This is a genomic window from Ensifer sesbaniae (genome assembly GCF_013283665.1).
GTDB lineage: Bacteria > Pseudomonadota > Alphaproteobacteria > Rhizobiales > Rhizobiaceae > Ensifer > Ensifer sesbaniae.
Window position 1 is genome coordinate 350,806 of sequence record NZ_JABEKU010000003.1, and the last position, 25,758, is coordinate 376,563.

Annotated in this window: 24 protein-coding genes; 11 read left to right on the forward strand and 13 right to left on the reverse strand. The window is 63.2% G+C overall.

The genetic code is table 11. The features are described from left to right. Window positions 1-128: 128 nt before the first annotated feature. Window positions 129-1,139, reverse strand: a complete 1,011-nt coding sequence (locus BHMPCIPO_RS30240) for an amino acid ABC transporter substrate-binding protein (RefSeq protein ID WP_173520512.1) — start codon at window positions 1,137-1,139, stop codon at window positions 129-131. 104 nt (window positions 1,140-1,243) lie between these two features. Next, window positions 1,244-4,300 carry an aminotransferase class III-fold pyridoxal phosphate-dependent enzyme gene (locus BHMPCIPO_RS30245; protein ID WP_173520513.1) on the reverse strand — a complete coding sequence of 1,019 codons (3,057 nt, stop codon included), beginning with the start codon at window positions 4,298-4,300 and terminating at the stop codon, window positions 1,244-1,246. Window positions 4,301-4,378: 78 nt separating this feature from the next. On the opposite strand from BHMPCIPO_RS30245, the gene BHMPCIPO_RS30250 reads away from it, so the two are divergent. Further along, window positions 4,379-4,861, forward strand: a complete 483-nt coding sequence (locus BHMPCIPO_RS30250) for an Lrp/AsnC family transcriptional regulator (protein WP_173520514.1) — start codon at window positions 4,379-4,381, stop codon at window positions 4,859-4,861. Between the two features lie 107 nt (window positions 4,862-4,968). On the opposite strand, the gene BHMPCIPO_RS30255 is transcribed toward BHMPCIPO_RS30250, so the two are convergent. After that, window positions 4,969-5,907 (reverse strand): AraC family transcriptional regulator, encoded by a 939-nt coding sequence (locus BHMPCIPO_RS30255; protein WP_173520515.1) that lies wholly within the window; start codon window positions 5,905-5,907, stop codon window positions 4,969-4,971. A 217-nt stretch (window positions 5,908-6,124) separates the two neighbouring features. Between BHMPCIPO_RS30255 and BHMPCIPO_RS30260 the strand changes: the two genes are divergently transcribed. Beyond that, window positions 6,125-7,171, forward strand: coding sequence for an NAD(P)-dependent alcohol dehydrogenase (locus tag BHMPCIPO_RS30260; protein WP_173520516.1), 1,047 nt, complete (start codon window positions 6,125-6,127; stop codon window positions 7,169-7,171). Between the two features lie 268 nt (window positions 7,172-7,439). On the opposite strand, the gene BHMPCIPO_RS30265 is transcribed toward BHMPCIPO_RS30260, so the two are convergent. Together BHMPCIPO_RS30265 and BHMPCIPO_RS30270 are read right to left on the reverse strand one after the other, a co-directional pair. Next, window positions 7,440-7,904 (reverse strand): Lrp/AsnC ligand binding domain-containing protein, encoded by a 465-nt coding sequence (locus BHMPCIPO_RS30265; protein ID WP_173520517.1) that lies wholly within the window; start codon window positions 7,902-7,904, stop codon window positions 7,440-7,442. Between the two features lie 19 nt (window positions 7,905-7,923). Continuing rightward, window positions 7,924-9,087, reverse strand: a complete 1,164-nt coding sequence (locus BHMPCIPO_RS30270) for a M20 aminoacylase family protein (RefSeq protein ID WP_173520518.1) — start codon at window positions 9,085-9,087, stop codon at window positions 7,924-7,926. 202 nt (window positions 9,088-9,289) lie between these two features. On the opposite strand from BHMPCIPO_RS30270, the gene BHMPCIPO_RS30275 reads away from it, so the two are divergent. Both BHMPCIPO_RS30275 and BHMPCIPO_RS30280 read left to right on the forward strand, forming a co-directional pair. Then, window positions 9,290-10,360 (forward strand): D-alanyl-D-alanine carboxypeptidase family protein, encoded by a 1,071-nt coding sequence (locus tag BHMPCIPO_RS30275; protein ID WP_376741739.1) that lies wholly within the window; start codon window positions 9,290-9,292, stop codon window positions 10,358-10,360. Between the two features lie 12 nt (window positions 10,361-10,372). After that, entirely contained in the window at window positions 10,373-11,533 is a 1,161-nt protein-coding gene (locus BHMPCIPO_RS30280; protein ID WP_173520519.1) for a CobW family GTP-binding protein, read from the forward strand. Between the two features lie 27 nt (window positions 11,534-11,560). On the opposite strand, the gene BHMPCIPO_RS30285 is transcribed toward BHMPCIPO_RS30280, so the two are convergent. The 5 genes from BHMPCIPO_RS30285 to BHMPCIPO_RS30305 all read right to left on the reverse strand — a co-directional run bounded on the left by BHMPCIPO_RS30285 (window position 11,561) and on the right by BHMPCIPO_RS30305 (window position 15,654). Beyond that, window positions 11,561-11,797, reverse strand: coding sequence for a sulfurtransferase TusA family protein (locus BHMPCIPO_RS30285; RefSeq protein ID WP_173520520.1), 237 nt, complete (start codon window positions 11,795-11,797; stop codon window positions 11,561-11,563). Further along, a complete protein-coding gene (locus tag BHMPCIPO_RS30290) occupies window positions 11,797-13,233 on the reverse strand; it encodes a L,D-transpeptidase family protein (protein ID WP_173520521.1) in 1,437 nt (478 codons plus the stop codon). The genes BHMPCIPO_RS30285 and BHMPCIPO_RS30290 overlap by 1 nt, the downstream gene beginning before the upstream one ends. A gap of 301 nt (window positions 13,234-13,534) precedes the next feature. After that, entirely contained in the window at window positions 13,535-14,488 is a 954-nt protein-coding gene (locus tag BHMPCIPO_RS30295; RefSeq protein ID WP_173520522.1) for an acetyl-CoA carboxylase carboxyltransferase subunit alpha, read from the reverse strand. A gap of 63 nt (window positions 14,489-14,551) precedes the next feature. Beyond that, complete coding sequence (gene xerD, locus BHMPCIPO_RS30300) at window positions 14,552-15,508, reverse strand: site-specific tyrosine recombinase XerD (protein WP_173520523.1); 957 nt, start codon at window positions 15,506-15,508, stop codon at window positions 14,552-14,554. Then, window positions 15,505-15,654 (reverse strand): hypothetical protein, encoded by a 150-nt coding sequence (locus BHMPCIPO_RS30305; protein WP_173520524.1) that lies wholly within the window; start codon window positions 15,652-15,654, stop codon window positions 15,505-15,507. Before BHMPCIPO_RS30305 ends, xerD begins: the two co-directional genes overlap by 4 nt. A 235-nt stretch (window positions 15,655-15,889) precedes the next feature. Here BHMPCIPO_RS30305 and BHMPCIPO_RS30310 point away from each other — a divergent pair, with 235 nt between their 5' ends. Genes BHMPCIPO_RS30310 through BHMPCIPO_RS30320 form a run of 3 tightly spaced genes read left to right on the forward strand, consistent with a single transcriptional unit; the run spans window position 15,890 to window position 18,910 of the window. After that, a complete protein-coding gene (locus tag BHMPCIPO_RS30310; RefSeq protein ID WP_173520525.1) occupies window positions 15,890-16,480 on the forward strand; it encodes a shikimate kinase in 591 nt (196 codons plus the stop codon). Beyond that, window positions 16,473-17,606, forward strand: coding sequence for a 3-dehydroquinate synthase (gene aroB, locus BHMPCIPO_RS30315; RefSeq protein WP_173520526.1), 1,134 nt, complete (start codon window positions 16,473-16,475; stop codon window positions 17,604-17,606). Before BHMPCIPO_RS30310 ends, aroB begins: the two co-directional genes overlap by 8 nt. Beyond that, the gene (locus BHMPCIPO_RS30320; RefSeq protein ID WP_173520527.1) at window positions 17,603-18,910 is read left to right on the forward strand and encodes an HlyC/CorC family transporter; all 1,308 of its coding nucleotides are present in this window, start codon (window positions 17,603-17,605) and stop codon (window positions 18,908-18,910) included. Before aroB ends, BHMPCIPO_RS30320 begins: the two co-directional genes overlap by 4 nt. Before the next feature lie 4 nt (window positions 18,911-18,914). Here BHMPCIPO_RS30320 and BHMPCIPO_RS30325 read toward each other — a convergent pair whose 3' ends face one another. Beyond that, on the reverse strand, window positions 18,915-19,196 hold the full coding sequence (locus tag BHMPCIPO_RS30325; RefSeq protein WP_173520528.1) for a BolA family protein: 282 nt from the start codon (window positions 19,194-19,196) through the stop codon (window positions 18,915-18,917). A gap of 148 nt (window positions 19,197-19,344) precedes the next feature. Between BHMPCIPO_RS30325 and BHMPCIPO_RS30330 the strand changes: the two genes are divergently transcribed. The 4 genes from BHMPCIPO_RS30330 (at window position 19,345) to BHMPCIPO_RS30345 (ending at window position 24,359) form a co-directional block, all read left to right on the forward strand. Continuing rightward, entirely contained in the window at window positions 19,345-19,980 is a 636-nt protein-coding gene (locus BHMPCIPO_RS30330; RefSeq protein WP_173520529.1) for a J domain-containing protein, read from the forward strand. Between the two features lie 74 nt (window positions 19,981-20,054). Then, entirely contained in the window at window positions 20,055-21,050 is a 996-nt protein-coding gene (gene cobS, locus BHMPCIPO_RS30335) for a cobaltochelatase subunit CobS (RefSeq protein ID WP_034806552.1), read from the forward strand. Window positions 21,051-21,257: 207 nt separating this feature from the next. After that, on the forward strand, window positions 21,258-23,153 hold the full coding sequence (cobT, locus tag BHMPCIPO_RS30340; RefSeq protein ID WP_173520530.1) for a cobaltochelatase subunit CobT: 1,896 nt from the start codon (window positions 21,258-21,260) through the stop codon (window positions 23,151-23,153). A gap of 201 nt (window positions 23,154-23,354) precedes the next feature. Next, a complete protein-coding gene (locus BHMPCIPO_RS30345; RefSeq protein WP_173520531.1) occupies window positions 23,355-24,359 on the forward strand; it encodes an esterase-like activity of phytase family protein in 1,005 nt (334 codons plus the stop codon). A gap of 134 nt (window positions 24,360-24,493) precedes the next feature. Here the strand turns inward: BHMPCIPO_RS30345 and BHMPCIPO_RS30350 are convergent, their stop codons facing one another. Next, on the reverse strand, window positions 24,494-25,135 hold the full coding sequence (locus BHMPCIPO_RS30350; protein WP_173520532.1) for a queuosine precursor transporter: 642 nt from the start codon (window positions 25,133-25,135) through the stop codon (window positions 24,494-24,496). Window positions 25,136-25,286: 151 nt separating this feature from the next. Then, window positions 25,287-25,577, reverse strand: a complete 291-nt coding sequence (rpmB, locus tag BHMPCIPO_RS30355; RefSeq protein ID WP_034806568.1) for a 50S ribosomal protein L28 — start codon at window positions 25,575-25,577, stop codon at window positions 25,287-25,289. Window positions 25,578-25,758 lie beyond the last annotated feature (181 nt).

A 25,758-nucleotide genomic window follows, 5' to 3' on the forward strand; every position in this document is an offset into this window, starting at 1 on the left:
CGAAGCAGGCCCAAATTGACCCAAACGAAAACGCCGCGGGGAGGGCCGCGGCGTCTCGTTGGCGCTTTTCTCGATCGAGCAATTCCGGATGGCAACCGCTTCACAGTTTTCCTGGAATTGCCCGGAGATCAACGTGCCGGCGGAGCGTACATCAGGCCGCCCTGGCTCCAGAGTTTGTTGAGGCCGCGCTCGATCTTGAGCGGGCTGTCCTTGCCGAGGTGGCGTTCGAAGACTTCGCCATAGTTGCCGACGGCGGAAACCACTTGGTAGGCCCATTTCGGGTCGAGGCCGAGCGACTTGCCGGCTTCGTTCTCGATGCCGAGGAAACGCTTCTGGGCGGTCGTCCCGCCTTCGAGGAGCTTGGCGGCGTTTTCCTTGGTAATGCCGAGTTCTTCGGCCTCGACCAGCGCGAACAGGGTCCAGCGCACGACCTTGAACCATTGGTCGTCGCCCTGGCGGACGGCCGGTCCGAGCGGCTCCTTGGAGATCACTTCCGGCAGTACGCCAAAACGATCGGGATCGTTGAGCGTCAGCCGCTGGGCGTAAAGCGCCGAGGCATCGGTCGAATAGACGTCGCAGCGCCCGGTGTTGAAGGCCTGGATCGTCTGATCGGCCTTCTCGAAGGCGATCACCTGGTACTGGATGTTGTTGGCGCTGAAATAATCCGCCATGTTCTGCTCGGTCGTCGTGCCGGTTTCTGTGCAGACGGAGGCGCCCGAGAGTTCCTTGACGCTCTTCACGCCGAGGTCGTTGCGCACCATGAAGGCCTGGCCGTCATAGTAGTTGACGCCGACGAAGCTCATGCCGAGATCGGTGTCGCGCGACAGCGTCCAGGTGGTCTGGCGCGACAGAAGGTCGGCCTCGCCCGATTGCAGCGCGGTGAAGCGCTCCTTGGTCGAGAGCGGCACGTATTTCACCTTGTCGGCATTGCCGAGTGCCGCGGCGGCCACCGCGCGGCAGAAGTCGATGTCGAAGCCGCCCCACTCGCCCCTGTCGTTGGGCGCGGAAAAGCCGAGCACGCCCTGGCTGACGCCGCAGCGAAGCTCGCCGCGTTCCTTGATGACGTCGAGCATGCCGGCATTGGCGGCGGTATCGGCGAGGAATGCCGCACTCGCCAGCGCTAGAACTCCAAGTTTCATTGTCCTGTTCTCCTCTTTTTCATGTTTTAAGGCATGCGTCTTCGCTGCCGGGATGCGTCCACATCCCGGCCAATCTGTTTTGTTTTGCCGCTGTTGGCCCGACCTTAGCCGAGCGTTTTCGATACGTCCGCGAAGGTCTCTTCGAGCACGGCGATCAGATGATCGGCATCACGCTTCGAGAAGATCATCGGTGGGCGCATTTTCAGAACGTTGTCATGCGGGCCTTCGGTGCCCATCAGCACGCCGCGGCGGCGTGCGCCGTTGGAGACGGCCCGGGCGAATTCGGTCGCCGGCGCCTTCGTCTTGCGGTCGGTGACGAGCTCGATGCCGAGGAACAGGCCCATGCCGCGCACGTCGCCGATCACCTCGTAGCGGGCCTGCATGGCGCGGAAGGCATCGATCAGGTAGTTGCCAATCGTAAGCGCGTTGCCGCGCAGGTCCTGGCCCTCGATCACGTCGAGCACGGCGAGACCGACGGCGCAGGAGACCGGGTTGCCGCCGAAGGTGTTGAAATATTCCATGCCGTTGTTGAAGCTGTCCGTCACTTCACGGGTCGTGACGACGGCGGCCAGCGGATGGCCGTCGCCGATCGGCTTGCCCATCGTGACGATATCGGGCACGACCCCTTGCGTCTCGAAGGCCCACCAATGGCTGCCGACGCGGCCGAAGCCGACCTGCACCTCGTCGGCGATGCAGACGCCGCCGGCCTCGCGCACCAGCCGATAGACTTCCTTCAGGTAACCTTCCGGCAGGAACACCTGGCCTGCCACGCTCGGGATCGATTCCGCAATGAAGAAGCCGGGGCCCTCACCCTTGGCCTTCATCGCTTCGATCAATTCGGCGACGCTTTCGGCAAAGCGCTTGCCGTGTTCCTCGGCCGGCCAGTCCGCCGGTGCATGATAGCTGTCCGGAATGGTTGCCACATGGATGTGCGGCTTCTGTCCCTTGCCGCCCTTGCGGCGGAATTTGTAGGGGCTGATGTCGATCAGCTCCTGGGTCGTGCCGTGATAGGACCAGTCGAGCGTGATCGCATTCTCGCGGCCGGTATGGGCGCGCATCAGTCTGAGAGCTAGGCCGTTTGCCTCGGAGCCGCTGTTGACGAAGCCGGCAACCGTCAATTCCTTCGGCAGCGTTGCCGTCAGCCGTTCGGCATAGGCGACGATGTTGTCGTGCAGATAGCGGGTGTTGGTGTTGAGGATGGCCGCCTGCTTGGCCATCGCCTCGACCACCGCCGGATGGGCGTGGCCGATATGGCAGACATTGTTGAAGCAGTCGAGATAGGCGCGGCCGCTATCGTCGATCAGCCAGACGCCTTCGCCGCGCACGAACTTGATCGGCTTGTCGTAGGAGATCGAGAGGTTCGGCAGCAGCAGTTCATTGCGCCGCTTGATGATCTCCTCGTGCGAGCGGCCTTTCTTCTCGTAGAATTCGTCGGCAATGCCGGCGAAGGTACGCGCATCCGGGAACAGCTCGGCCCAGACGTCGAGAAACTGCGGCTCGCCGACGCCGAGGATTTCGGTCGCGGTCAGGCTGGTGTCGGTCGAAAGCTGCAGATGCAGATGCGGCGCCCAGCCGCCGTTTTCCTTCGGCGCTCCCATCTCGCCGACGAGTGCGCCCTCCTCCAGCCTGTCGCCGGCCTTGATGCGTCCCGTGGCCTCATGCGCCATGTGGCCCCAAAGCGTGACGAAGGGCGGGCAGCCCTCCGGCTGGTGGCGAAGCGCGATCAGGCAACCGTAGCCGAGCGGGTCTTTCTCGATCTCGACGCTGACGACCGTTGCGGCAAGCGGGGTATAGAGCTTGGTGCCGGCGGCCATGAACAGGTCGAGGCCGAGATGGCGGGTGCGGCGGCTGTGGTCGATGAAGCGCGAGACGAACATCTCGCCGGCATAGACGGTGCGCTCTTCGCCGAAGGGGCCGATGCCGAGCTCGACGCCGTGCTCACGGCAATAATCCTCCCAGATCGCCTGGGCCTCATCCGGCTGTTCGCCTGATGATTTCACCGTCATCGGATGCGTCGGGTCGCCGTAGGGAACCAGGGCTGCGGGATAGGTTGCGGCCGGCCGTTCGAGCAGCGGCTTCAGCGTCTTGCGGTTCTCGCGGATCCAGGACGCGATTGCCCGCGCGCCGGGGACGGCCTCGAAGCCGCAGGCCTTGCGCAGGATGGCGGTGGCGAAACGAGGGTTCATCCGGTCGAGCTTGCGCAACAGCGTCCAGGCCGGCCGCTCGCTGATCGCGAGATAGGGATTGTCGTCGGTGTGGGCCCGGCGCGAGGCCGAGATGGTCACGGAGGTGACAAGGCGCATGGCGATGAGATCGAAGAGCAGGTCGACCTCGTCTTGCCTCAGCGGATATTCCGCATGGAAGCCGCGGGCGATCGCGGCTGCCGCGCCGATCGGATCGGGATGGTCGAGCCCGGCATAGGCGGCGGCGATCGCCACTTCGGCGATGATGGGCGCGTGCAGCGCATCGCCGAAATCGATCAGGCCGGAGATGGTGTCGTGGTCGGCCTTGTCGACGAGCACGTTCCAGTCGTTGGCGTCATTGTGGATGACGGCGGCGCGAAGGGTGGCGAGCCGCGGCGCGACGGATTTTTCGAAGCGGGCAAGAAAGCGCTCGAGCAAGGCGCGGTCCTCGGCGGCGATGACGTGATGCAGCCGATCCGCCGAGCGGCCGGCATGGCGGATATCCCAGTCGAGATCCCGCAGCGCGCCCGGATGCATGAAGCCTTTGAGCGAAGCATCGAAGCGGCCGAGCATCTGCCCGAGCGATTGCAGCGCCGCCTCGCTGCGGCCGGTTTCGGCGAGCGGCAGGCCTTCGACCCAGCTCACCAGCCGCAAGCGGTGCGTGACGCCGCGCGCGCTCGTGGTCGAAGCGAGGCTCGAGCCCGACAGCGTCGGGCGGATATGCGGCACCGGCAGGTCGGCGGCGTGTGCGCCGACGTGCTTCAGCAGTGCCGTTTGGAAGTCGCTTTCGACTTCGGGTTCGGCACCGTTGATGATTTTTAGGATATAGATGCCGCCACCTTCAGCCTCGACCTTGAAGTTCTGGTCGCGTTCGCTGGCAAGCAACGACAGCGCGCCGGTCAGGCCATAGTGCTCCTTCAGCAGCGCCGCGGCGGCTTCGGTCGAAAAGTCAGGTGTCGTCTTCAGCATATCGTTCATGGGGACCCTCATCTGTGAGCGAGAGTTACATGAGCGGCCCAGCGATGCATCCGGCAATATGCCGGTTGCACCGGCACTATGTTTATAATAACCGTCATCTTGTCGGCGGGTCCCGGAGGAGCAGAGATGCAGGACATAGATGCGATCGACCGCACGATCCTCAGCATTCTGTCGCAGGAGGCGCGCATCCCGATGAAGTCGCTGGCGGGCCGGATCGGCCTCTCCCGAAGTGCGACGACGGAGCGGGTCAGTCGGCTGGAAAAAGCCGGCGTCATTCGCGGCTATCGCGCCGATATCGGGCAACTGGAGGAGGGCACGATCCAGGCCTTCCTGCTGGTGACCTTGAAACGCACACCGTCGATCGGCGTGCTCGACCGGCTGGCCGGCTTTTCCGCCGTCCGCAAGGTCTCCTCGGTCAGCGGCCAGCTCGATCTCGTCGTCGAGGTGGAGGTCGGGTCGATCAACGCCCTCAACGAACTGCGCAACGAAGTGGCGACGATGGACAATGTCGAGGACCTGACGACATCGATCGTGCTCCGGCGGGATATCGAGCGGAGCTGATACCCCGGGGGATATCGGGCGGACCTGATACCCGGGGGATATCGAACAGAGCTGATATGCCAAGGGGTACCGGAGACGCCCGATACTCCAGAGGATATCGAGAGACCTTAGCCTTCGCTCAGCATTTCCGCTTCGCCGCCCAGGCGTTCGAGCAGTGACCGGCGCACGCGGCCGATGTCGCGCATCGGCGGTTCGCCGAAATGGCGGGCATATTCGCGGCTGAACTGGGACTGGCTTTCATAGCCGACCTGATGGCCGGCATCGCCCGCGTCCAACTGCTCCTCCAGCATCAACCGCCGCGCTTCCTGCAGCCGGAGCTGCTTCTGGTATTGCAGTGGGCTCATGGCGGTGATCGCCTTGAAGTGGTGGTGCAGCGACGAGACGCTCATCGAAACGCGGTTGGCGAGGTCGTCGATCCTGAGCGGGCGCGAATAATGCTCCTTGAGCCAGGCCACGGCGCGGCCCACCTGATGCGGCTGGCTGTCGGCCGTCGCCATCTGCCGCAGGCGGTGGCCGTGCGGACCGGTCAGGAGGCGATAGAGGATTTCCTGCTCGATCAGCGGCAGCAGGGCCGGTCTGTCTTCCGGTCGCTCAAGCAGGCGCAGCAGTCGCAGCGCTGCGTCTTCGAGATCGGCGGTGATCTTGCTCACCGTCATGCCGCGGGCCGAGGCGGCGGGCTGCGGCAGTTGCGGCAATGAGGCGAGCAGCGCCTGGATCTTGCCGGGATCGAGCGTGAAGGCCATGCTGAGATAAGGTTCCTCCGCCGAGGCCTCGCAGACCTGGGAGAGAACCGGCAGATCGATCGAGGTCAGCAGATAGTCCGAGGCACCGTAGATCAATGTCTCCTCACCGAGCACCACGCGCTTCGCGCCTTGCACGATGATGGCCAGGCTTGGCCGATAGGCAGAGCAATTGACCGGAGCGTCGCCGCCATGGCGATGAAGGGTCAGCCCGGAAATCTCGGTCATGTGGTCGCCGTCTCGCTCGGCGAACCGGGCAATGACATCGATCATCTGGTGGCGGGTGGTCTGTCGCGTGACTGTCATAATCTATGGCCTTTCCAGATGCTTAGCGTTGTCTGAGGTGCTGCTCAGATAAGGCTGTCGTGCGACTTCTCCAGTGGCGTTATCGCAAACTCGGAGGATCGTGCAAAAACTTTGCAGGATCGCTCTAACGCCCTTGCCGTCAGCGCGCCCATATTCAGCGGTGCGTCAGGCCGGCTCCCTCCGGCCTGCACCCTCTCCCAAAATGAAGGATAGACTGATGGCCATTGCAAGAGGATATGCGGCGACGGATGCGTCGAAGCCGCTTACGCCCTTCACCTTCGAGCGCCGCGAGCCGCGCGACGACGATGTGGTGATCGAGATCAAATATTGCGGCGTCTGCCATTCCGACATCCACCAGGCCCGCAACGAATGGGGCAATTCGGTATTCCCGATGGTTCCGGGCCACGAGATCGTCGGCATCGTGACGGCGGTCGGTTCCAAGGTCACCAAGTTCAAAGTCGGTGACCGCGCCGGCGTCGGCTGCTTCGTCGATTCCTGCACCACCTGCGCCACGCGCGACGTGGATCTGGAACATTACATGCCGGGTTTGATCGTCACCTATAACGGTGTCGAAGCCGACGGCAAGACGCCGACCCAGGGCGGCTATTCCGACAGCATCGTCGTCAAGGAAGGCTATGTGTTGTCGATCCCGGAGAACCTGCCGCTCGATGCCGCAGCACCCTTGCTCTGCGCCGGCATCACGCTTTACTCGCCGCTGCGTCACTGGAAGGCCGGCCCGGGCAAGAAGGTCGCAATCGTCGGCATGGGCGGCCTCGGCCATATGGGCGTCAAGCTGGCGCACGCGATGGGGGCGGATGTGACCGTTCTTAGCCAAACCCTTTCCAAGAAGGAAGACGGGCTGAAGCTCGGCGCCGACCACTACTACGCCACCAACGACCCTGAGACCTTCAAGGCGCTGGCTGGCACCTTCGATCTGATCATCTGCACCGTCGCTGCCGAGATCGACTGGAACGCCTACGTCAACCTCCTGAAGGTGGACGGCGACTTCGTGCTGGTCGGCATTCCGGAAAACGCGGTGCCGGTGCATGCCTTCTCGCTGGTGCCGGCGCGCCGCAGCATTTCCGGCTCGATGATCGGTTCGATCAAGGAAACCCAGGAGATGCTCGACTTCTGCGGCGAGCACGGCATCGTCTCGGAAATCGAAACGATCCGCATCCAGCAGATCAACGAAGCCTATGAGCGGGTCGTCAAGAGCGACGTGCGCTATCGTTTCGTGATCGACATGGCATCGCTGGCAGAGTGATAAGGCGATGGCGCGGTGGATCTCCTAGGCGTGCCGTGCCATTCGGGACGGGGGTGGGGGGCATCATACCGCCCCTTTGCCCTGCCGGGCATCTCCCCCAAAAGGGGGGAGATCGACCCGGGGCGATGCCCGGTTCCACACTTGAGCCGAGTGGCGGTTCATGCGTCCGCTGAATGCGGTCGGGGCAGAGCGGTGCTCCATCTGATCTCCCCCCTTGTGGGGGAGATGCCCGGCAGGGCAGAGGGGGGGTGCCTCTCGGTGAATCCGCTCACACCAACGGCAGCGGCCCGTCATTCTTGATCTCTTCCATCACCGCATAGGTGCGGGTCTCCTTGACGCCCGGCAGCGTCCAGAGCACCTGGCCGAGGAAGTTGCGGTAGGCAGCCATGTCCTCAAACCTCGTCTTCACGAGATAATCGAAGCCGCCCGCCACCATGTGGCATTCGAGCACGGCCGGCGCCTGTTTGATGGCGGCGGCGAACTGGTCGAAGACATCGGGCGTCGTCTTGTCGAGCATGACCTCGATGAAGACGAGCAGCCCGAAGCCAAGCTTTTGCGGGTCGAGCCTTGCGCCGAAGCCCGAGACGTATCCCTCCTTCAAGAGCCGGCGCAGGCGCTCGCTGGTCGCCGTCGGCGACAGGCCGATGCGATCGGCAAGCTCCAGATTGGTGATGCGGCCATCGGCCTGGAGGATGTTGAGAATTCTACGGTCAATCTTGTCGATCTGATGCATGGTGCCTCCCGCCGATGCCTCAGGCGCCAAGTCGCGTTTCTGCGAGCTTCACCCAATAGGAGATGCCGTGCGGGATCGCCTCGTCATTGAAGTCGTAGGCGGGGTGATGCAGTCCGGCAGTCTCGCCGTTGCCCATGAACACGAAGGCGCCGGGGCGGGCGAGCAGCATGTAGGAGAAATCCTCGCCGCCCATCATCGGGTCGAGCGAAGGCTTGACGTTGCCCTCGCCGGCGATCTCGGCCGCGGCCTTCAAGGCATATCCGGTCTCTTCCGCATGATTCACGGTCACCGGATAGTTGCGGTCGTACTGTACGGTGACGGTCGCGCCATAGAGGCCGGCGACACCCTCGGCGATCGTGCGGATTCGGCTCTCGCCGACATCGCGCACCTCAGGCACGAGCGTGCGTACCGTGCCGCCGAGCACGGCCTCTTCCGGGATGACGTTGTGGGCAAAGCCGGCATTGAACTTGGTGACCGAGACGACGACCGAGGCGAGCGGATCGACGGTGCGCGACGCGATCGTCTGCAGTGCGGTGACGATCTGCGTGCCGACGACGATCGGGTCGATCGTCTTGTGCGGCTGGGCCGCATGGCCGCCGCGGCCCTTGATGGTGATGGTGAACTCGTCGGTCGAAGCCATGATCGGCCCGACACGGCTGCCGAAATGACCGATCGGCATGCCCGGCATGTTGTGCATGCCGTAGACTTCCTCGATCGCGAAGCGCTCCATCATGCCGTCCTTGACCATCTCGTTGCCGCCGCCACCGCCTTCTTCGGCGGGCTGGAAGATGACGGCGACATTGCCGGCGAAGTTGCGGGTCTCGGCGAGATATTTGGCCGCTCCGAGAAGCATGGCCGTATGGCCGTCATGGCCGCAGGCATGCATCTTGCCTGAAGCCTGCGATGCCCAGGCCTTGCCGCTCGTCTCGGTGATCGGCAGCGCATCCATGTCGGCGCGAAGGCCGATGGTGCGGCCCGCGCCGAGCCCGCCGCGGATCAGGCCGACGACGCCGGTACGGCCGAGTCCCGTCACGACTTCGTCAACGCCGAATTCCTTCAGTTTCTTTTCGACGAAGGATGCCGTATTTTCGACCGCAAACAGGAGCTCCGGGTTCCTGTGCAGGTGGCGCCGCCATTCGGTGACTTCGTTCTGGAGCTCGGCGGCACGGTTGAGTATCGGCATCGGTTCGTCCTGTCGGTCTGTTCGATTACTTAGTGTATCTGCGTCTCTGTGGTGGATTGGCAGGGCTGCCCATGAATGGGCTTTGCCATCTCCTCGCCATATAGGCTAAATAGCCGGACGAGACGAGGCAACAGCGGAATTTCGAGGTTCTATCGTGGTGACAGCAGGATTTTTCACGCGCGGCAAGATGAAGGCGCTGGGAGTGACGGCGGCGGCTTGCGCGACGCTTCTTGCGACGCTGCCGGCTGCGGCCAATCCGAGGCTCGTCGTCGACGTCAATTCGCTGAAGGTCTACGAGCACCAGGACATCTTCCAGAAATGGTATCCGGCGTCGCTGACCAAGCTGATGACGGCCTATACGACCTTCCGCGCGATCAAGTTGGGACAGCTTACGCTCGAAAGTCCGGTCGTGATGACCAAGAACGCGGCGTCCGAGCCGCCGAGCAAGATGTTCTACAAGCCCGGCCAGGCGATGACGCTCGACAGCGCGCTGAAGATGATGCTGGTCAAATCCGCAAACGACGTCGCCGTGGCAATCGCCGAGACGGTCGGCGGTTCGGAGCCCGCCTTCATCGAGCGGATGAATGCCGAAGCACGCCGCATCGGCATGACCTCTTCGAACTTCATCAACGCCAACGGTTTGCCCGGCCCCGGCCAGTACACCACGGCGCGTGACCTTGCCGTGCTGGCGATCACGCTCAAGCGCGAGTTCCCGCAATACGCCTCCTATTTCTCGCTGGAAGGTTTCACGACCGGCAAGAAGGACTATGCGAACTACAACATGCTGATCGGCCGCTTCGAAGGTGCCGATGGCATGAAGACCGGCTTCATCTGCGCGTCCGGCTTCAACCAGGTCTCGTCTGCCACCCGTGACGGGCGCAGCGTCGTTTCGGTCGTGCTCGGGGAGAGCAGCCTCGGCGCGCGCGCCGACGAATCCGCGCGGCTGATGCAGATGGCGCTGACGACGAGCGGCAACGGCAAGCCATCGCTGGTGCAGATCCCGCCCTATGGCGAGACGCGCGACACGGTGGCCGATGTCAGCAAGCAGATCTGCTCGAAGGCAGCGGCCAAGGTTCGCAGCGAAGGCCGCGACGAGGCCGGCCGCCAGAAGCTGCTCTCGCCCTATATCCATGAAATCAACCGGCCGCTGAAGCTCGCCTTCGCCGGCCTTATCGCCGGCAGCGGCGAAAAGGCACCGAAGGTTGCCGGCGATCCGGTCGGCCAGGGCGATGTCGCCAATGTGCCGATCCCCGTGCCGCGGCCGACTTTCTGATCGGAGTTCATGATGGTTAGTCCTATGCCGGCGGTGCCGGTCTCGATCCTCACCGGCTTTCTCGGTGCGGGCAAGACGACGTTGCTCAACCGGCTGCTGAAGGATTCCGATCTCTCCGACACGGCGGTCATCATCAACGAGTTCGGCGACGTTTCGATCGACCACCTGCTGGTGGAAGCGTCGAGCGACGGCGTCATCGAGCTTTCCGACGGCTGCCTCTGCTGCACCGTGCGCGGCGAACTGGTCGACACGCTCGCCGATCTCATGGACCGGATGCAGACCGGGAAGATCAAGCCGCTGAAGCGCGTCGTCATCGAAACGACCGGGCTTGCCGATCCGGCGCCGGTGCTGCAATCGGTGATCGGCAATCCAATCATCGCGCAGAATTTCCGCCTGGACGGCGTGGTCACCGTCGTTGATGCCGTCAACGGCTTGCAGACGATCGCCAATCACGAGGAAGCCCTGAAGCAGGTCGCGGTCGCTGACCGCATCGTCATCAGCAAGACCGGTCTCGCCGACGCGTCTGAGCGCGACGCGCTGACAGCCCGGATCCGGACGTTCAACCCGCGTGCGCCGCTGATCGACGGCGATAGCGACGAGGCGGGACGCTCGGCTCTATTCGCCTGTGGCCTCTACGACCCGTCCTCGAAGATTGCCGATGTCGGCCGCTGGCTGCAGGATGAAGCGCACCACGATGACGGCCACCACCATCATCACCACGATCATGGCGACCACCATCATGACCATGACCACGATCACGAACACAACCACCATCACCATGATGTGAACCGCCATGGCGGCGACATCCGTTCATTCAGCATCGTGCATGACCGGCCGATCGAGCCGATGGCGCTCGACATGTTCATCGACCTGCTGCGTTCGGCGCATGGCGAGAAGTTGCTGAGGATGAAGGCGATCGTTGCTGTTGCCGACAGGCCGAACCGGCCGCTGGTGCTGCACGGCGTGCAGAACGTCTTCCACGCGCCGGAACGGCTGGCCGCGTGGCCGGACCCAAACGACCGGCGCACGCGCATGGTGCTGATCACCAAGGGCCTGACGGAAGACTTCGTGCGCGACTTGTTTGACGCCTTTACCGGAAAGCCGCGCATCGACCGGCCGGACGCCCAGGCGCTCTCCGACAATCCGCTCGCCGTTCCCGGTATGCGGTTCTAGCCAACGGAGCTGAACGGACGCGGCCTCTCAGCCGCCCTTGCGGATGAGGAACCGGTGGCCGCCTTCGGCGGACGCCGCCTCTTCGAGCTTGTGGCCGTCCTCCTCGCAGAAGTGCGGGATATCGATCACCGCCAGAGGATCTGTGGTCTCGATCTCCAGAAGCGCGCCCGGGGCGAGCGCGGCCATGCGCTTGCGCGTCTTCAAAACGGGAAGGGGGCATTTAAGCCCCCTGAGGTCGTAGACGATCTTGGTTTCGTTCGGCATCAATTGCCCCAGATCTTCCAGAAAGGGCGCTTCTTCGGCGGCTCTTCGGGAAGGACAGGCGTTTGCGCCACCGCATCGGGGGCCGGTGCCGTGGCAACGGCCGCGGTCTGCTGTGGCGCAGCGATGGTCGCCGCGGCCCGCGCCTGCTTCTCGGCCTTTGCCGGCTCCTGAGCCTGTGGCGAGACGGCGGCCTGCTGTTCCGGCGTGATGACGACCGGAGCGGGCATCTGAAGCTCAGGCTCACTCTTGGAGAACAGGCTCCAGAAGGATTTCTTGGGCTGCTCGACGGCCGCCTGCATCACCGGCTGCGGAATGGGGTTGGCGGCCGGAACCGGTACGTGCTTTCCGCCGTCGGTCGCTTTTTCGAGTTCCTTCTTCTGGATCTCGACGGCCTGCTTCGTCTCTTCCGCTTCCTTCTGTTCGGCGAGCTTCTTCTCGAGATCGCTCGCCTTCATCAGCTTGCCGGCGTCGAAGGAGTTGCCGGTCGGCGCATAGGCGAGCTCGCGGCCGACGCGCTGCTTGGCGACGATCGCCTTGCGCTCGGCTTCGCTCGGCTCGTACCAGACCATGCCGTCATACTTCTTCATGGCCTTGTCGTAGTCGCTCTGATAGCTCTTCTCGAAGCTCGCCATGGCCACCTGCAGCGCCGGCGGCGTCGACATGGCCGGGCACTGGCCGCTCGGGTTGAACGGGCCGGACGCCTGCTGGTTGAAGACGTACTTCTTCTCGCAGACATTGACTTCGGGCGGGCGCTTGGTGATTTCGAACTGGTCGTAGCCGACCTTCAGCATCTTCCAGAAGTCGATATTCGGATTATTGCGATGGCGCGCCATGTTTTCCGCCGTCATGCGGAAGGGGAAGGCCTGGAGCTGAACGCTTTCCTGGCCGCCCTTGAAGGAATCCCGGGCGAGCGCGAAGATCTCGATAATCTGTTCGTCGGTCATCGAGTAGCACCCGGCCGACGAGCAGGCGCCGTGGATCATCAGATGCGTGCCCTGACGGCCGTTCGCCTTGTCGTAGGCGTTGGGATAGCCGGTGTTGATCGCCAGATAGTACTTCGAATTAGGGTTCAACTGATGCGGGAAGAGCGGGTAGAAGCCTTCCGGCGCCTGACGATCGCCTTCCTTCACCTTTGGTCCCAGTTTGCCGGACCAGGCGCAGATCTTGTAGCTCTTCAGAAGCTGGAAGCGGTTGGCGGTATTGGCCTTCCAGACCTCGAGCGTGCCTTCCTCCTTGAAGATGCGCAGCGCGATCGGGGCCTGCTTCTGCATCCCGAGTTCGGTCATCTTTTGGACCAGGGGTCCGGAAACCTGGTACTCGGTCTTGTTCTTCACGGACTTGAGGTCGACCGATGTCGTCGTGTCCAGCGTTTCATTGGTGCAGCCGGCAAGCGCGGCGACAATGGCGGCGGAGGCTACAAGGTTTCTGAAACGCATCAGCAGAGGCCCGTTCAAACCCAAACTCGACTACTTAAATCGATGCCGATTTAAGGAATTACGCAGGAGAGCCCAAGTCCGCGAGGGAGGGCCCCTTCAGAGAATCACTAAGCGATTATACTTCACGAATTCTTAACCCTGCAGGGTGCCCCTGCCGATGCGCTGTTCATGACCTCATGAATATGGCCAAGATTTGGCCACACTCCGCTTTGCGGTTGCGAAATCCGCTCCCGCAATCGCGAACCATCGGGGCGAGATGGGATGGGCGCGCGTGGGATTTCCGCCCGCATCCGGCTCTAGCTTAGAGATTGCGGCCGATATTGAGGTACTTCTGTCGGCGATCCGTGCGCAATTGGTCGCCGTTGCGTCCGGAAAGCTCCTTCAGCGCGTCGGCGATCACGGTTCCGGTGCGGCTGATGACTGCGTTCGGGTCGCGGTGGGCGCCGCCGACCGGCTCCGGAATGATGCCGTCGATGACGCCGAGTGCCTTCAGGTCTTCGGAGGTGATCTTCATGTTGCTGGCAGCTTCCTTGGCGCGGGTCGAATCGCGCCAGAGGATCGAGGCAGCGCCTTCCGGCGAGATGACGCTGTAGATCGCATGCTCCAGCATGTAGACGCGGTTGCCGGTGGCGATCGCGATGGCGCCGCCGGAGCCGCCTTCGCCGATGACGACGGTGACGATCGGCACGCGAACGTTGAGGCACATCTCGGTGGAGCGGGCGATGGCTTCCGCCTGGCCGCGTTCCTCGGCGCCGACGCCCGGATAGGCGCCTGCGGTGTCGACCAGCGTGATCAGCGGCAGGGAGAAGCGATCGGCCATTTCCATGACGCGGATCGCCTTGCGATAGCCTTCAGGACGGGGGCTGCCGAAGTTGTGCTTGATGCGTGACTTCGTGTCGTTGCCCTTCTCCTGGCCGAGAACGGCCACCGGCATGCCGCGAAAGCGTGCAAGGCCGGCCTGGATGGCGTCGTCGTTGGCGAAGTTGCGGTCGCCGGCAAGCGGCGTGAACTCGGTGAAGAGCTCGGCGGCATAATCCAGGAAGTGCGGGCGCTGAGGGTGACGGGCGACCTGGGTCTTCTGCCACGGCGTCAGCTTGGAATAGATCTCGACCATCGCGTCGCGGACGCGCGTCTCCAGCCGTTCGATCTCATCCGAAGTGTTCACGCTCTCGTCTTCGCCGGCGAGCTTCTTCAATTCGAGAATCTTGCCTTCGAGGTCCGAGATGGGTTTTTCGAAATCGAGATAGTTGTGCATGAGATGCGTTTCCGATCATTTTGCGACAAGGATATGCGGGCCGAAACCAGCTTCCCGGCGGTCCTAATCCTGTTTTTTCGCCTGTTTGGCAAGAGGGTGATGGTTTTGCACGAGGTTGTGCAGCCGTTCTTCCAGCACATGCGTATAGATTTGTGTCGTTGAAATGTCCGAATGTCCGAGCAGTTCCTGCACGGCGCGAAGGTCCGCGCCATTGGCAAGCAGGTGGCTGGCGAAGGCATGCCGGAGCACGTGCGGGGAAATCGTGGCGACCCTTATGCCGGCACGTGCGGCAAGCGATTTCAGATCGCGCGCAAAGACCTGGCGCGGCAGGAAGCCCTGCTTGCCGGAAGACGGGAAGAGCCACGGACTTTCGCGACTGCCCGGGTCTTCCTTGGCCATCTCCTCGGCGAGCGCCTCTCCATAGGCCCGCATTGCCCGGATCGCGGCCTGCGAAAGCGGTACGAGCCGCTCCTTGTTGCCCTTGCCGCGGATGACCAGGAAGCGGCCGTTCTGCGCCAGCACGCTTGCCGGCAGCGAGACCAGTTCGCTGACACGCATGCCGGTGGCGTAGAGCAGTTCGATCAGCGCATGCATGCGCAACCGGGCAAGACGCTCGGTCCCGCCTGTCGCGGCTTCCGTCTCCGCTTGGCCAATCAGCCGCGAGACGTCGTCGACGCTCAGCGTCTTCGGCAGACTGCGCCCCTTCTTCGGGGCGTCGAGAATTCCGGTCGGATCGTCGCCGCGCATACCTTCGGCGTATAGGAACTTGTAGAATTGCCGGAGCGCCGAGAGACGTCGTGCCTGCGACGAGGGCTTGAAGCCCTGGCCCGAGAGGTGGGCGAGATAGGCGCGAAGATCGTCCGGTGTCGCCCCTGTCAGCCCGGTTCCGAGCGTGCGCAGATGCGAGGAGGCGTCCTCCAGGTCACGCTCATAGGATTGCAGCGTGTTGACCGCAGCGCCGCGCTCGGCGCTCATCATTTCGAGGAAGGCCTCGACATGGGCTGCGGAAAGGTCGCTCATTGGGGCTTGTTCACCCGCTCGGACGGTATTTTCACGGTCACGTCCCGCTCGACCGGTTCGACGAAGGTGACGAGGGAGACCATCGTGCCGTAGACTATTCCGGCGATAACGGCACAGAAGAACAGGAACCGGAATAGGGTCGGCATTTCAATCTCCTCTGCATGTGCCCTTCGATGAAGCGAACGCAAGGATACCCATGCAGGCGTTCAAACGGCCAGTGCGGTTCACGCGTTCGAAGGAACACGCGGCGCCATGGCGGGTGCCAGACCTATATGAACGCCGCTTCGGCCGAGTTCAAGAACCGTGAGCGGATGCGCGCGACGACTTGACGCTACACCCCGATTTGTCGATACCGAAAGGGAATGGGGAATAAGAAGTCCAATGAACGACGTGATCGAACCGGTTTCCGCAACGCTTGCCGAGCGGGCGAAGCTTGCACTCGGTAAACGCAATCTCGTGTTCATCGGCCTGATGGGTGCCGGCAAGTCGGCAATCGGACGGTTGACCGCCCAGGCACTCGGCATTCCCTTCGTCGATTCCGACCACGAGATCGAGCGCGTCTCGCGCATGACGATCAGCGATCTCTTCGCCCGCTACGGCGAGGAGGAGTTCCGCGCGCTGGAAACGCGGGTGTTGAAGCGCCTGCTCAGGAGTGGACCGCGCGTCGTCTCGACCGGCGGCGGCGCCTATATCAACGAGCGCTCGCGCCGACAGATCAAGAAGGGCGGCCTGACGGTCTGGCTCAATGCCGAACTCGAGGTGCTCTGGGAACGTGTCAACAAGCGCGATACCCGGCCGCTCCTGAAGACGGAAAATCCGAAGCAGACGCTCGAAAACCTGATGAACGCGCGCTACCCGATCTACGCCGAAGCCGACCTGATCGTGTTGTCGCGCGATGTGAGGAAAGAGACGATGGTGGAAGACGTTCTCGCTGCCGTCATCGAACACCAGGACAAGAAAAGTCATGAATAGCCATGCGATGCCCGCTGCCGAACGCCAGGTCCGCGTCGACCTCGGCGATCGCTCCTACGATATCCTGATCGGCCCCGGGCTGATTGCGGCCGCCGGCGAGCAGATCGCAGCCCGCCTCAAGGGGCGGAAGATGGCCGTGATCACCGACGAAAACGTCGCGCCTCGCTATCTCGAGCCGCTGATGGCGAGCTTGAAGGGGCGTGACATCGATGCGGTGTCGCTCGTGCTGCCCGCCGGCGAGAAGACCAAGAGTTTCGAGCACCTGATCCCGGTTTGCGAAACCGTGCTCGGCGCCCGGATCGAGCGCAACGATGCGGTGATCGCGCTCGGTGGCGGCGTCATCGGCGATCTCACCGGCTTCGCCGCCGGCATCGTGCGCCGCGGCTCGCGTTTCATCCAGATCCCGACTTCGCTCCTGGCACAGGTCGATTCCTCCGTCGGCGGCAAGACCGGCATCAATTCTCCGCACGGCAAGAACCTGATCGGTGTCTTCCATCAGCCGGACCTGGTGCTTGCCGATACGGACGTGCTCGACACGCTGAGCCCGCGCGAGTTTCGCGCCGGCTATGCCGAGGTCGCGAAGTACGGGCTGATCGACAAGCCGGACTTCTTCGCCTGGCTCGAAAAAAACTGGCAGGCGATCTTTGCCGGCGGCGCGGCGCGTATCGAGGCGATCGCGGTAAGCTGCCAGGCCAAGGCAGACGTTGTTGCCGCGGACGAGCGCGAGAACGGCTTGCGCGCGCTGCTCAATCTTGGCCACACCTTCGGCCATGCGCTTGAGGCGGCGACCGAGTATGACAGCGCGCGGCTCGTGCACGGCGAGGGCGTTTCGATCGGCATGGTGCTGGCGCATCAGTTCTCGGCACGCATGAACCTCGCGAGCCCCGACGACGCGACGCGCGTGGAGGCACATCTGAAAACCGTGGGTCTGCCGACCCGCATGTCGGAAGTCCCCGGTACGCTACCGCCGGCCGAGCGGCTGATGGACGCGATCGCCCAGGACAAGAAGGTCAAGGGCGGCAAGCTCACCTTCATCCTGACGCGTGGCATCGGACAATCCTTTGTCGCCGATGACGTTCCGGCGTCGGAGGTCCTGAGCTTCCTGAGGGAAAAACATCCGCAATGAGCGGCGAAGCCTTTATAGCTTTTCTGGCGGAATACTGGCTGTCGATCCTCTCGGTCTTCTGCCTGCTCGTGCTCTCGGCGTTCTTCTCCGGCTCGGAGACGGCGCTGACGGCCGCCTCGCGCTCGCGCATGCATACGCTGGAGAACAATGGCGAGGAGCGCGCCGGCATCGTCAACCGGCTGATCGAACGCCGGGACCGATTGATTGGCACGCTGCTGATCGGCAACAATCTCGTCAACATTCTAGCTTCGTCGCTGACGACGAGCCTGCTGATCGGTCTTTTCGGCGATTCCGGCGTGGCGCTCGCGACGCTCGCCATGACCGTGCTGCTCGTCATCTTCTCGGAAGTGCTGCCGAAGAGCTGGGCGATTGCCTCTCCTGATCGCTTCGCGTTGGCGGTCGCGCCGCTCGTTCGTCCCTTCGTCGCGATCGTCGGGCCGGTCTCCAGTCTGGTCAACGGCATCGTCCGGCGCCTGCTCAACATCTTCGGTATCAACCTCGCCGCCGACATGTCGATGCTCTCGGCGCATGAGGAGTTGCGCGGCGCGGTGGACCTGCTCCACCGCGAAGGCTCGGTGATCAAGGCGGACCGTGACCGGTTGGGCGGTGTGCTCGATCTCGGCGAGCTCGAAATCTCCGACATCATGATCCACCGCACCAGCATGCGGGCGATCAACGCCGATGAGCCACCGGAGGTCTGCGTCCGCGACATTCTCGAAAGCCCGTTCACGCGGCTGCCGCTCTGGCGCGGCTCGACCGACAACATCATCGGCGTCGTGCATTCCAAGGATCTGCTGCGGGCGCTCGCGGAGCCGAACGTCGAGCCGGAAAATCTCGATATCGTCAAGATCGCGCAGAAGCCCTGGTTCGTGCCCGACACGACCAACCTCAAGGACCAGCTCAACGCCTTCCTGCGCCGCAAGCTGCATCTGGCGATCGTCGTCGACGAATATGGCCAGGTTCAGGGCCTGGTGACGCTTGAGGATATTCTGGAGGAGATCGTCGGCGATATCGCCGACGAGCACGACCTCGACATTCAGGGGGTGAGGCAGGAGGCCGACGGTTCGATCGTCGTCGATGGCTCGGTGCCGATCCGCGATCTCAACCGCGCGCTCGACTGGTCCTTGCCGGATGAGGAGGCGACGACCGTTGCCGGGCTGGTGATCCACGAGTCCAAGAGCATTCCGGAGGAGCGCCAGGCCTTCACCTTCCACGGCAAGCGCTTCATCGTGATGAAGCGGGTGAAGAACCGGATCACCAAGCTGCGAATCCGCCCGGCGGAAGACGGCGCGCCCACGGTCTGATCATCTACCAGCGGGTCGGTTCGCCCGGCGCAGCGGGCTCCACCGCCAGCGCGTGCAGGCCGGCATCAAGCTCGGGCTTCAGGAGGTCGTTGATGGCGCGGTGGCGGGCGACGCGGCTCATGCCGGTAAAGGCGCTCGAAACGATGCGCACCCGCAGGTGGGTTTCGCCGCCGCCATCGAAACCGGGCTGATGGCCGGCATGCATATGGCTCTCGTTGATGACCGCCAGTCTCTCGGGGTGGAAGGCCTCGATCAGCTTCTTTTCGATCGTGTCGGTGAGTGACATTCTTCCGTCCCATTTCCTTGATTGTTTGACGCCCCCTCGCGGGTCTGTCGAACCCGGCAGTCGCAGGCTCGGCGGCGCAAAATGTCCGCACAAAGCCAGCAACATTCTACTTTGTCAATTCTTGTTGTGGCCCCGGCCAACCCCCATAATGAGCGCCATGAGACTCGATTCAAAATACTTCGATCGTATCCGTACCCGGCGCAAGGTCGAGCCGCGGGCGGAGCCGGCTGCGCCCGTCTGCCAGTGGGACGGCTGTGATCAGAAAGGCGTGCATCGGGCGCCCGTCGGCCGCAATGCCGAGGGGCAATACTTCATGTTCTGCTTCGAACATGTGAAGGAGTACAACAAGGGGTACAATTACTTCTCCGGCCTGTCCGACAGCGAGGTTGCGCGCTACCAGAAGGAGGCGGTGACCGGTCACCGGCCGACCTGGACCGTCGGTGTCAACAAGAACGCCAGGAACGGTCCGACTCAATCGCAGGTGCGATCCGGCACCGCCGGCGCCCAGGCGCGCATGCGCGATCCCTTCGGCTTCGTCAGCGAGGCGCGGGCGCGTTCCGGTCGCCCGGAGCCGCGCCAGCGCAAGTTAAAGACGCTCGAGGCGAAAGCCTTCGAAACGCTCGGTCTCGGTGCGTCGGCGACCGCCGCGGATATCAAGGCCGCCTACAAGGATCTCGTCAAGAAGCATCACCCCGATGCCAATGGCGGAGATAGAGGATCGGAAGAGCGTTTTCGCGCCGTTATTCAAGCCTACCAATTGTTAAAACAGGCTGGTTTCTGCTAACAACGCGGATTATTACAGAAGCACTTTTGCAGGCGAATGCGCGGGTGCCTTCCGGTGGCCGCTCTGGAGACATGATGAGCAAGATTGACCTCGATATTTCCAACCTCCCCGACACGACGATCTCGGTCCGGGAGGTTTTCGGCATTGATACGGATTTGCGCGTTCCTGCCTATTCGAAGGGCGACGCTTATGTGCCGGACCTCGATCCGGACTACCTCTTCGACCGCGAAACGACGCTCGCCATTCTCGCAGGCTTCGCCCACAATCGACGCGTGATGGTGTCGGGCTATCACGGTACCGGCAAGTCCACCCATATCGAGCAGGTCGCCGCCCGCCTCAACTGGCCGTGCGTGCGCGTCAACCTCGACAGCCATGTCAGCCGTATCGACCTCGTCGGCAAGGACGCGATCGTCGTCAAGGACGGTCTGCAGGTCACCGAATTCAAGGACGGCATCCTGCCCTGGGCCTACCAGCACAATGTCGCGCTGGTCTTCGACGAATACGATGCCGGCCGCCCGGACGTGATGTTCGTCATTCAGCGCGTTCTGGAATCTTCCGGCCGCCTGACGCTGCTCGACCAGAGCCGCGTCATCCGCCCGCACCCGGCCTTCCGCCTCTTCGCGACCGCCAACACGGTCGGCCTCGGCGACACGACCGGCCTCTACCACGGCACGCAGCAGATCAACCAGGCGCAGATGGACCGCTGGTCGATCGTGACGACGCTGAACTACCTGCCGCATGACAAGGAAGTCGACATCGTCGCTGCCAAGGTGAAGGGCTTCACCGCCGACAAGGGCCGTGAAACCGTATCCAAGATGGTCCGCGTTGCCGACCTCACGCGTGCTGCCTTCATCAATGGCGATCTTTCGACCGTCATGAGCCCGCGTACGGTCATCACCTGGGCCGAGAACGCCCATATCTTCGGCGACATCGCCTTTGCCTTCCGCGTAACCTTCCTCAACAAGTGCGACGAATTGGAACGGGCGCTGGTCGCCGAGCACTATCAGCGCGCCTTCGGCATCGAGCTGAAGGAAAGCGCTGCCAACATCGTGCTCGAAGCCACTGCCTGATCCGTGGTCTGCCTTCCCCATTGGGGAGGGCGGACTGTGACGCTGTGGCAAACGCGATGATGCCCTACAGCGCCGCGCGTCTTGTCAGACGCGCAGAGATCGCGGTAGCAGTTTGAATTGCTGCATGTTTTGTCCTTTGATTGGCAACGATCAAAGGAACCATGCAGCAGCGGGGCATCATCGCCGCTGGCTGAAGAAGGAACTGTCGTGAGCTCGAACTCGAAGGCAAAGCCAACCACGCGCGAGAACGCTGCGGAACCGTTCAAGCGGGCGCTTTCCGGCTGCATCCGATCGATCGCGGGCGATGCCGAGGTGGAGGTCGCTTTCGCCAACGAGCGGCCGGGCATGACCGGCGAGCGCATTCGCCTGCCGGAACTTTCCAAGCGCCCGACGCTTCAGGAGCTTTCCGTGACCCGCGGTCTCGGTGACAGCATGGCGCTGCGCAAGGCCTGTCACGATGCGCGCATCCACGCGACGATGTCGCCGCAGGGGGCGGACGCTCGCGCGATCTTCGACGCGGTGGAACAGGCTCGCGTCGAGGCGATCGGTGCGTTGCGAATGGCGGGTGTCGCCAAGAACCTCAACGTCATGCTCGAGGAGAAATACGCCAAGGCGAATTTCGCGGCGATCGAGCGGCAGGCCGACGCGCCGCTCGGTGAAGCCGTGGCGCTTCTGGTGCGCGAAAAGCTGACCGGCGAGAAGCCGCCTGCGTCTGCCGGCAAGGTGCTCGACCTCTGGCGCGAGTTCATCGAGGGCAAGGCTGCCGGCGACATCAAGAACCTGTCGTCGACGATCAACGACCAGCAGGCTTTCGCCCGGGTCGTCCGCGACATGCTGACCTCGATGGAGGTCGCCGAGAAATACGGTGACGACGACGTCGAACCGGACGAGCAGGAAAGCGAGACCGACGAGGACCAGCCGCGCAGCCAGGAGCAGGACGAGAACGCCAGCGACGAGGAAGCCGGCGACGACGCTGCCCCCGCCGATGAAAACCAGGCTGCCGAAGAGCAGATGGAAGAAGGCGAGATGGACGGCGCGGAGATCTCCGACGACGATCTCCAGGACGAAGGCGACGAGGACAGCGAGACGCCGGGCGAGGTCAAGCGCCCGAACCAGCCCTTTGCCGACTTCAACGAGAAGGTCGACTACGCCGTCTTCACCCGCGAATTCGATGAGACCATTGCCTCGGAAGAGCTTTGCGACGAAGCCGAGCTAGATCGCTTGCGCGCCTTCCTCGACAAGCAGCTCTCTCATCTCCAGGGCGCAGTCGGGCGCCTCGCCAACCGGCTGCAACGCCGGCTGATGGCGCAGCAGAACCGCTCCTGGGAGTTCGACCTCGAAGAGGGCTACCTAGACACGGCGCGCCTGCAGCGCATCGTCATCGACCCGATGCAGCCGCTCTCGTTCAAGCGCGAGAAGGATACCAACTTTCGCGACACGGTGGTGACGCTGCTGATCGACAATTCCGGCTCGATGCGCGGCCGCCCGATCACCGTTGCTGCGACCTGCGCCGACATTCTGGCGCGCACGCTTGAGCGTTGCGGCGTGAAGGTCGAGATCCTCGGCTTTACCACCAAGGCGTGGAAGGGCGGGCAATCGCGCGAGAAGTGGCTCGCCGGTGGCAAGCCGCAGGCGCCGGGCCGGCTGAATGACCTGCGTCATATCATCTACAAGTCCGCCGATGCGCCCTGGCGCCGGGCCCGCCGCAACCTCGGCCTGATGATGCGCGAGGGCCTGCTCAAGGAGAACATCGACGGCGAGGCGCTGATGTGGGCGCATGAGCGGTTGATGGCGCGCCGCGAACAGCGCCGCATCCTGATGATGATCTCCGACGGTGCGCCGGTCGACGACTCGACGCTTTCGGTCAACCCCGGAAACTATCTGGAGCGGCACCTGCGCGCGGTGATCGAGCAGATCGAAACCCGCTCGCCCGTAGAACTGCTGGCGATCGGCATCGGCCACGACGTGACGCGCTACTATCGCCGCGCCGTGACGATCGTCGACGCCGACGAACTCGCCGGCGCCATGACCGAGCAGCTGGCCGCACTCTTCGAGGACGAAAGCCAGCGCCGCGGCTCGTCGCGTCATCGCCGCACGGGATAATCCTGTCGTTCGGAGGTGGCTTTGCCGCTTCCGAACGCCACTCGGCCGCTGCACGTTACGGCTCTCAGCCGAAGTCAATTTACGGACAAAGTTTTACGGTCTACCAAGCTGCTGCGATGATCTCAGTGCGCCGTGGCGGGCGCCCCTCGTGGTCGTGCTCCGTTTCATTCCCGATGCTTTCCCCCTGAAGGTACTCTCCCCATGCTTTGCCGCGGACTTCTAGCCCTCCTGCTTCTGGCGTCGACCGGCTCGGCATGGGCCGCCTCGAACAGCGAAACTTTGCCGATCCGCAGCCACCAGATCACGAGTTTTGCGGTTGGATCGAGCGACACCCGGTTCGGTGCTCTGGAGTTCGTCGGCGGGTTGGAAATGACATCGCCGAATTCCCTGTTCGGCGCCGTCTCGGCGATCCGTTTTCGACCTGATGGTACCTCGTTCATCGCGATCATGGACACCGGCCATTGGCTCGAAGGCGCCGTGACCCGCGATGCGGACGGCCGGCTTTCCGGTCTCACGGATCTCTCCGCCACGCCGATGGCCGACCGAAACGGTGACGTCGGCCTGGCGAAGTGGAAGGTGGATTCCGAAGGATTGGCGCTCCGATCGGGGCAGGTGGTCGTCAGCTACGAGCAGGGGCATCGCATCGACATCTACCCGGACCCGGGTTTTGCCGCTTCGATGCCGATCGGGAGCCTGGCGTTGCCGTTTCCGATCAAGGAGCTGCGCAACAATGGCGGCATCGAGACCATCGCGGTCGCGCCAAAGAACAGCTCCCTGGCCGGTGCGACGATCGCTGTTGCCGAGCGCAGCGTCGACAAGGCGGACAATCTGCTGGCGGGCATCCTCGACGGGCCAAAGCGTGGCGCGTTTAGCGTCGTGCGCAAGGATCCCTATGCGGTGACGGATGGGGCGTTCCTGCCGAACGGCGACCTGTTGCTCCTGGAGCGGCGCTTCTCTTTCGGTTCGGGTCTCGGAATGCAGATCCGTCGTATCGCCGGGGATACGATCAAGCCCGGCGCCGTGGTCGATGGCGAGGTCATCTTCGAAGCCGACATGCGCTACCAGATCGACAATATGGAAGGGCTCGACGTCGTCGCCCGACCGGACGGCGAAGTCCGGGTAATCGTCGTTTCGGACGACAACCATTCGATCCTCGAGCGCAACCTGATGCTCGAATTTCGCCTCACGTCGCCTCTGACGCAATAAAGCAATCCCAAAGGAGTGCGGAGCGGGCAATAGCTGGCCGCGGAAATGGAAAAGCCGCTGACATCGGGCCATGCAACCGGCGTCAGCGGCTCGAGTCTTATTGTCGGATCTAATCTTTTGAAATTACGCAATTCCTAGGCGGCGGCCCTTTCGGCCACCGGCATCGGCTTGATGACGCTCATCAGTGCGCCGTAGGGCAGCAGCATGACGAGACCGCAAAGGATCTTGACGCTCAGATCGCCGATCGCCCAGGAAATCCAGCGCGGTGCCTCGGCCGCGAGCACGCCGAGCAGGGGCGCGGTCTCCAGCGCGAAGCTGTCGTTCGGGCCGAAGAACACGAAGAATGGCGCAAAGGCGAAGGAGAAGAACATCGCGGTGTCGAGCGCCGAGCCGATCAGCGAGCCGGCCAGCGGCGCATGCCACCAGCTCTGGCGGCGCAGGCGGTTGAACACCGAGATGTCGAGAAGCTGACCGAACAGGAAGGCAGAGCCCGAGGCAATGGCGATCCGCGGCGTGGCGGCGACGAAGGAGAGCAGGATGGCGACGATGAAGCCGGCGACCACCACGCGGCGCGCGAGGCGCGGCCCGAACTGCCGGTTCGTGAGGTCCGTCACCAGGAAAGCGAAGGGATAGCTGAAAGCGCCCCAGGTGAGGAGATCGCCGAGCTGCATGCCGGCAATCGAGCCCGGCAGCGGAAACTGAACGAGAATATTCGAGGCGACGACCACGAGGGTCATCAGCGCGACATAAATGAAGAACGTACGGTTGATCAGCATTTTTTTATCCTGGGAGATGCCACCAGCTAGAGGAGCGGAAGCCGGGCAAGGTATCCGGCCGATGAGGCAAAAGACGCGCACGAGAAAAAGGCTTGCCGGATGAACCCGCAAGCCTTTTAAACGCGTGTCAAAGACAGTGCGCTGGCGCCGATCAGGCGGCTTCAGCAACCTTCTTGACGATCTGGCGGCGCAGCAGGCGAGCACGCATGCTCAGCTCGTTCTCGTCCGACTTCAGCAGGAAGGCGTCGAGGCCGCCACGGTGTTCGACCGAGCGGAGAGCTGCAGCGGAAACGCGCAGGCGGTAGCGCTGGCCGAGAGCATCGGAAATCAGCGTGACGTTGCACAGGTTCGGCAGGAACCGGCGCTTGGTCTTGTTGTTGGCGTGGCTTACATTGTTGCCCGACTGGACGCCCTTGCCGGTCAATTCGCAACTACGGGACATGGTACACCTATTCTCTTTTATCGCCGCCGGACAATGCGGTAGCGGGCCCAGAGCCCAGGCCGCGTTCCTAGGCCATTATTGGAAAGTCGCGGTTCTATAGTCAGAGACGGCCCGCCCGTCAAGCCAAACCTCTAGTATTCTCGGAAAAGCCGCGGTTTTTCCCCGCCGATCTTCGGATGTG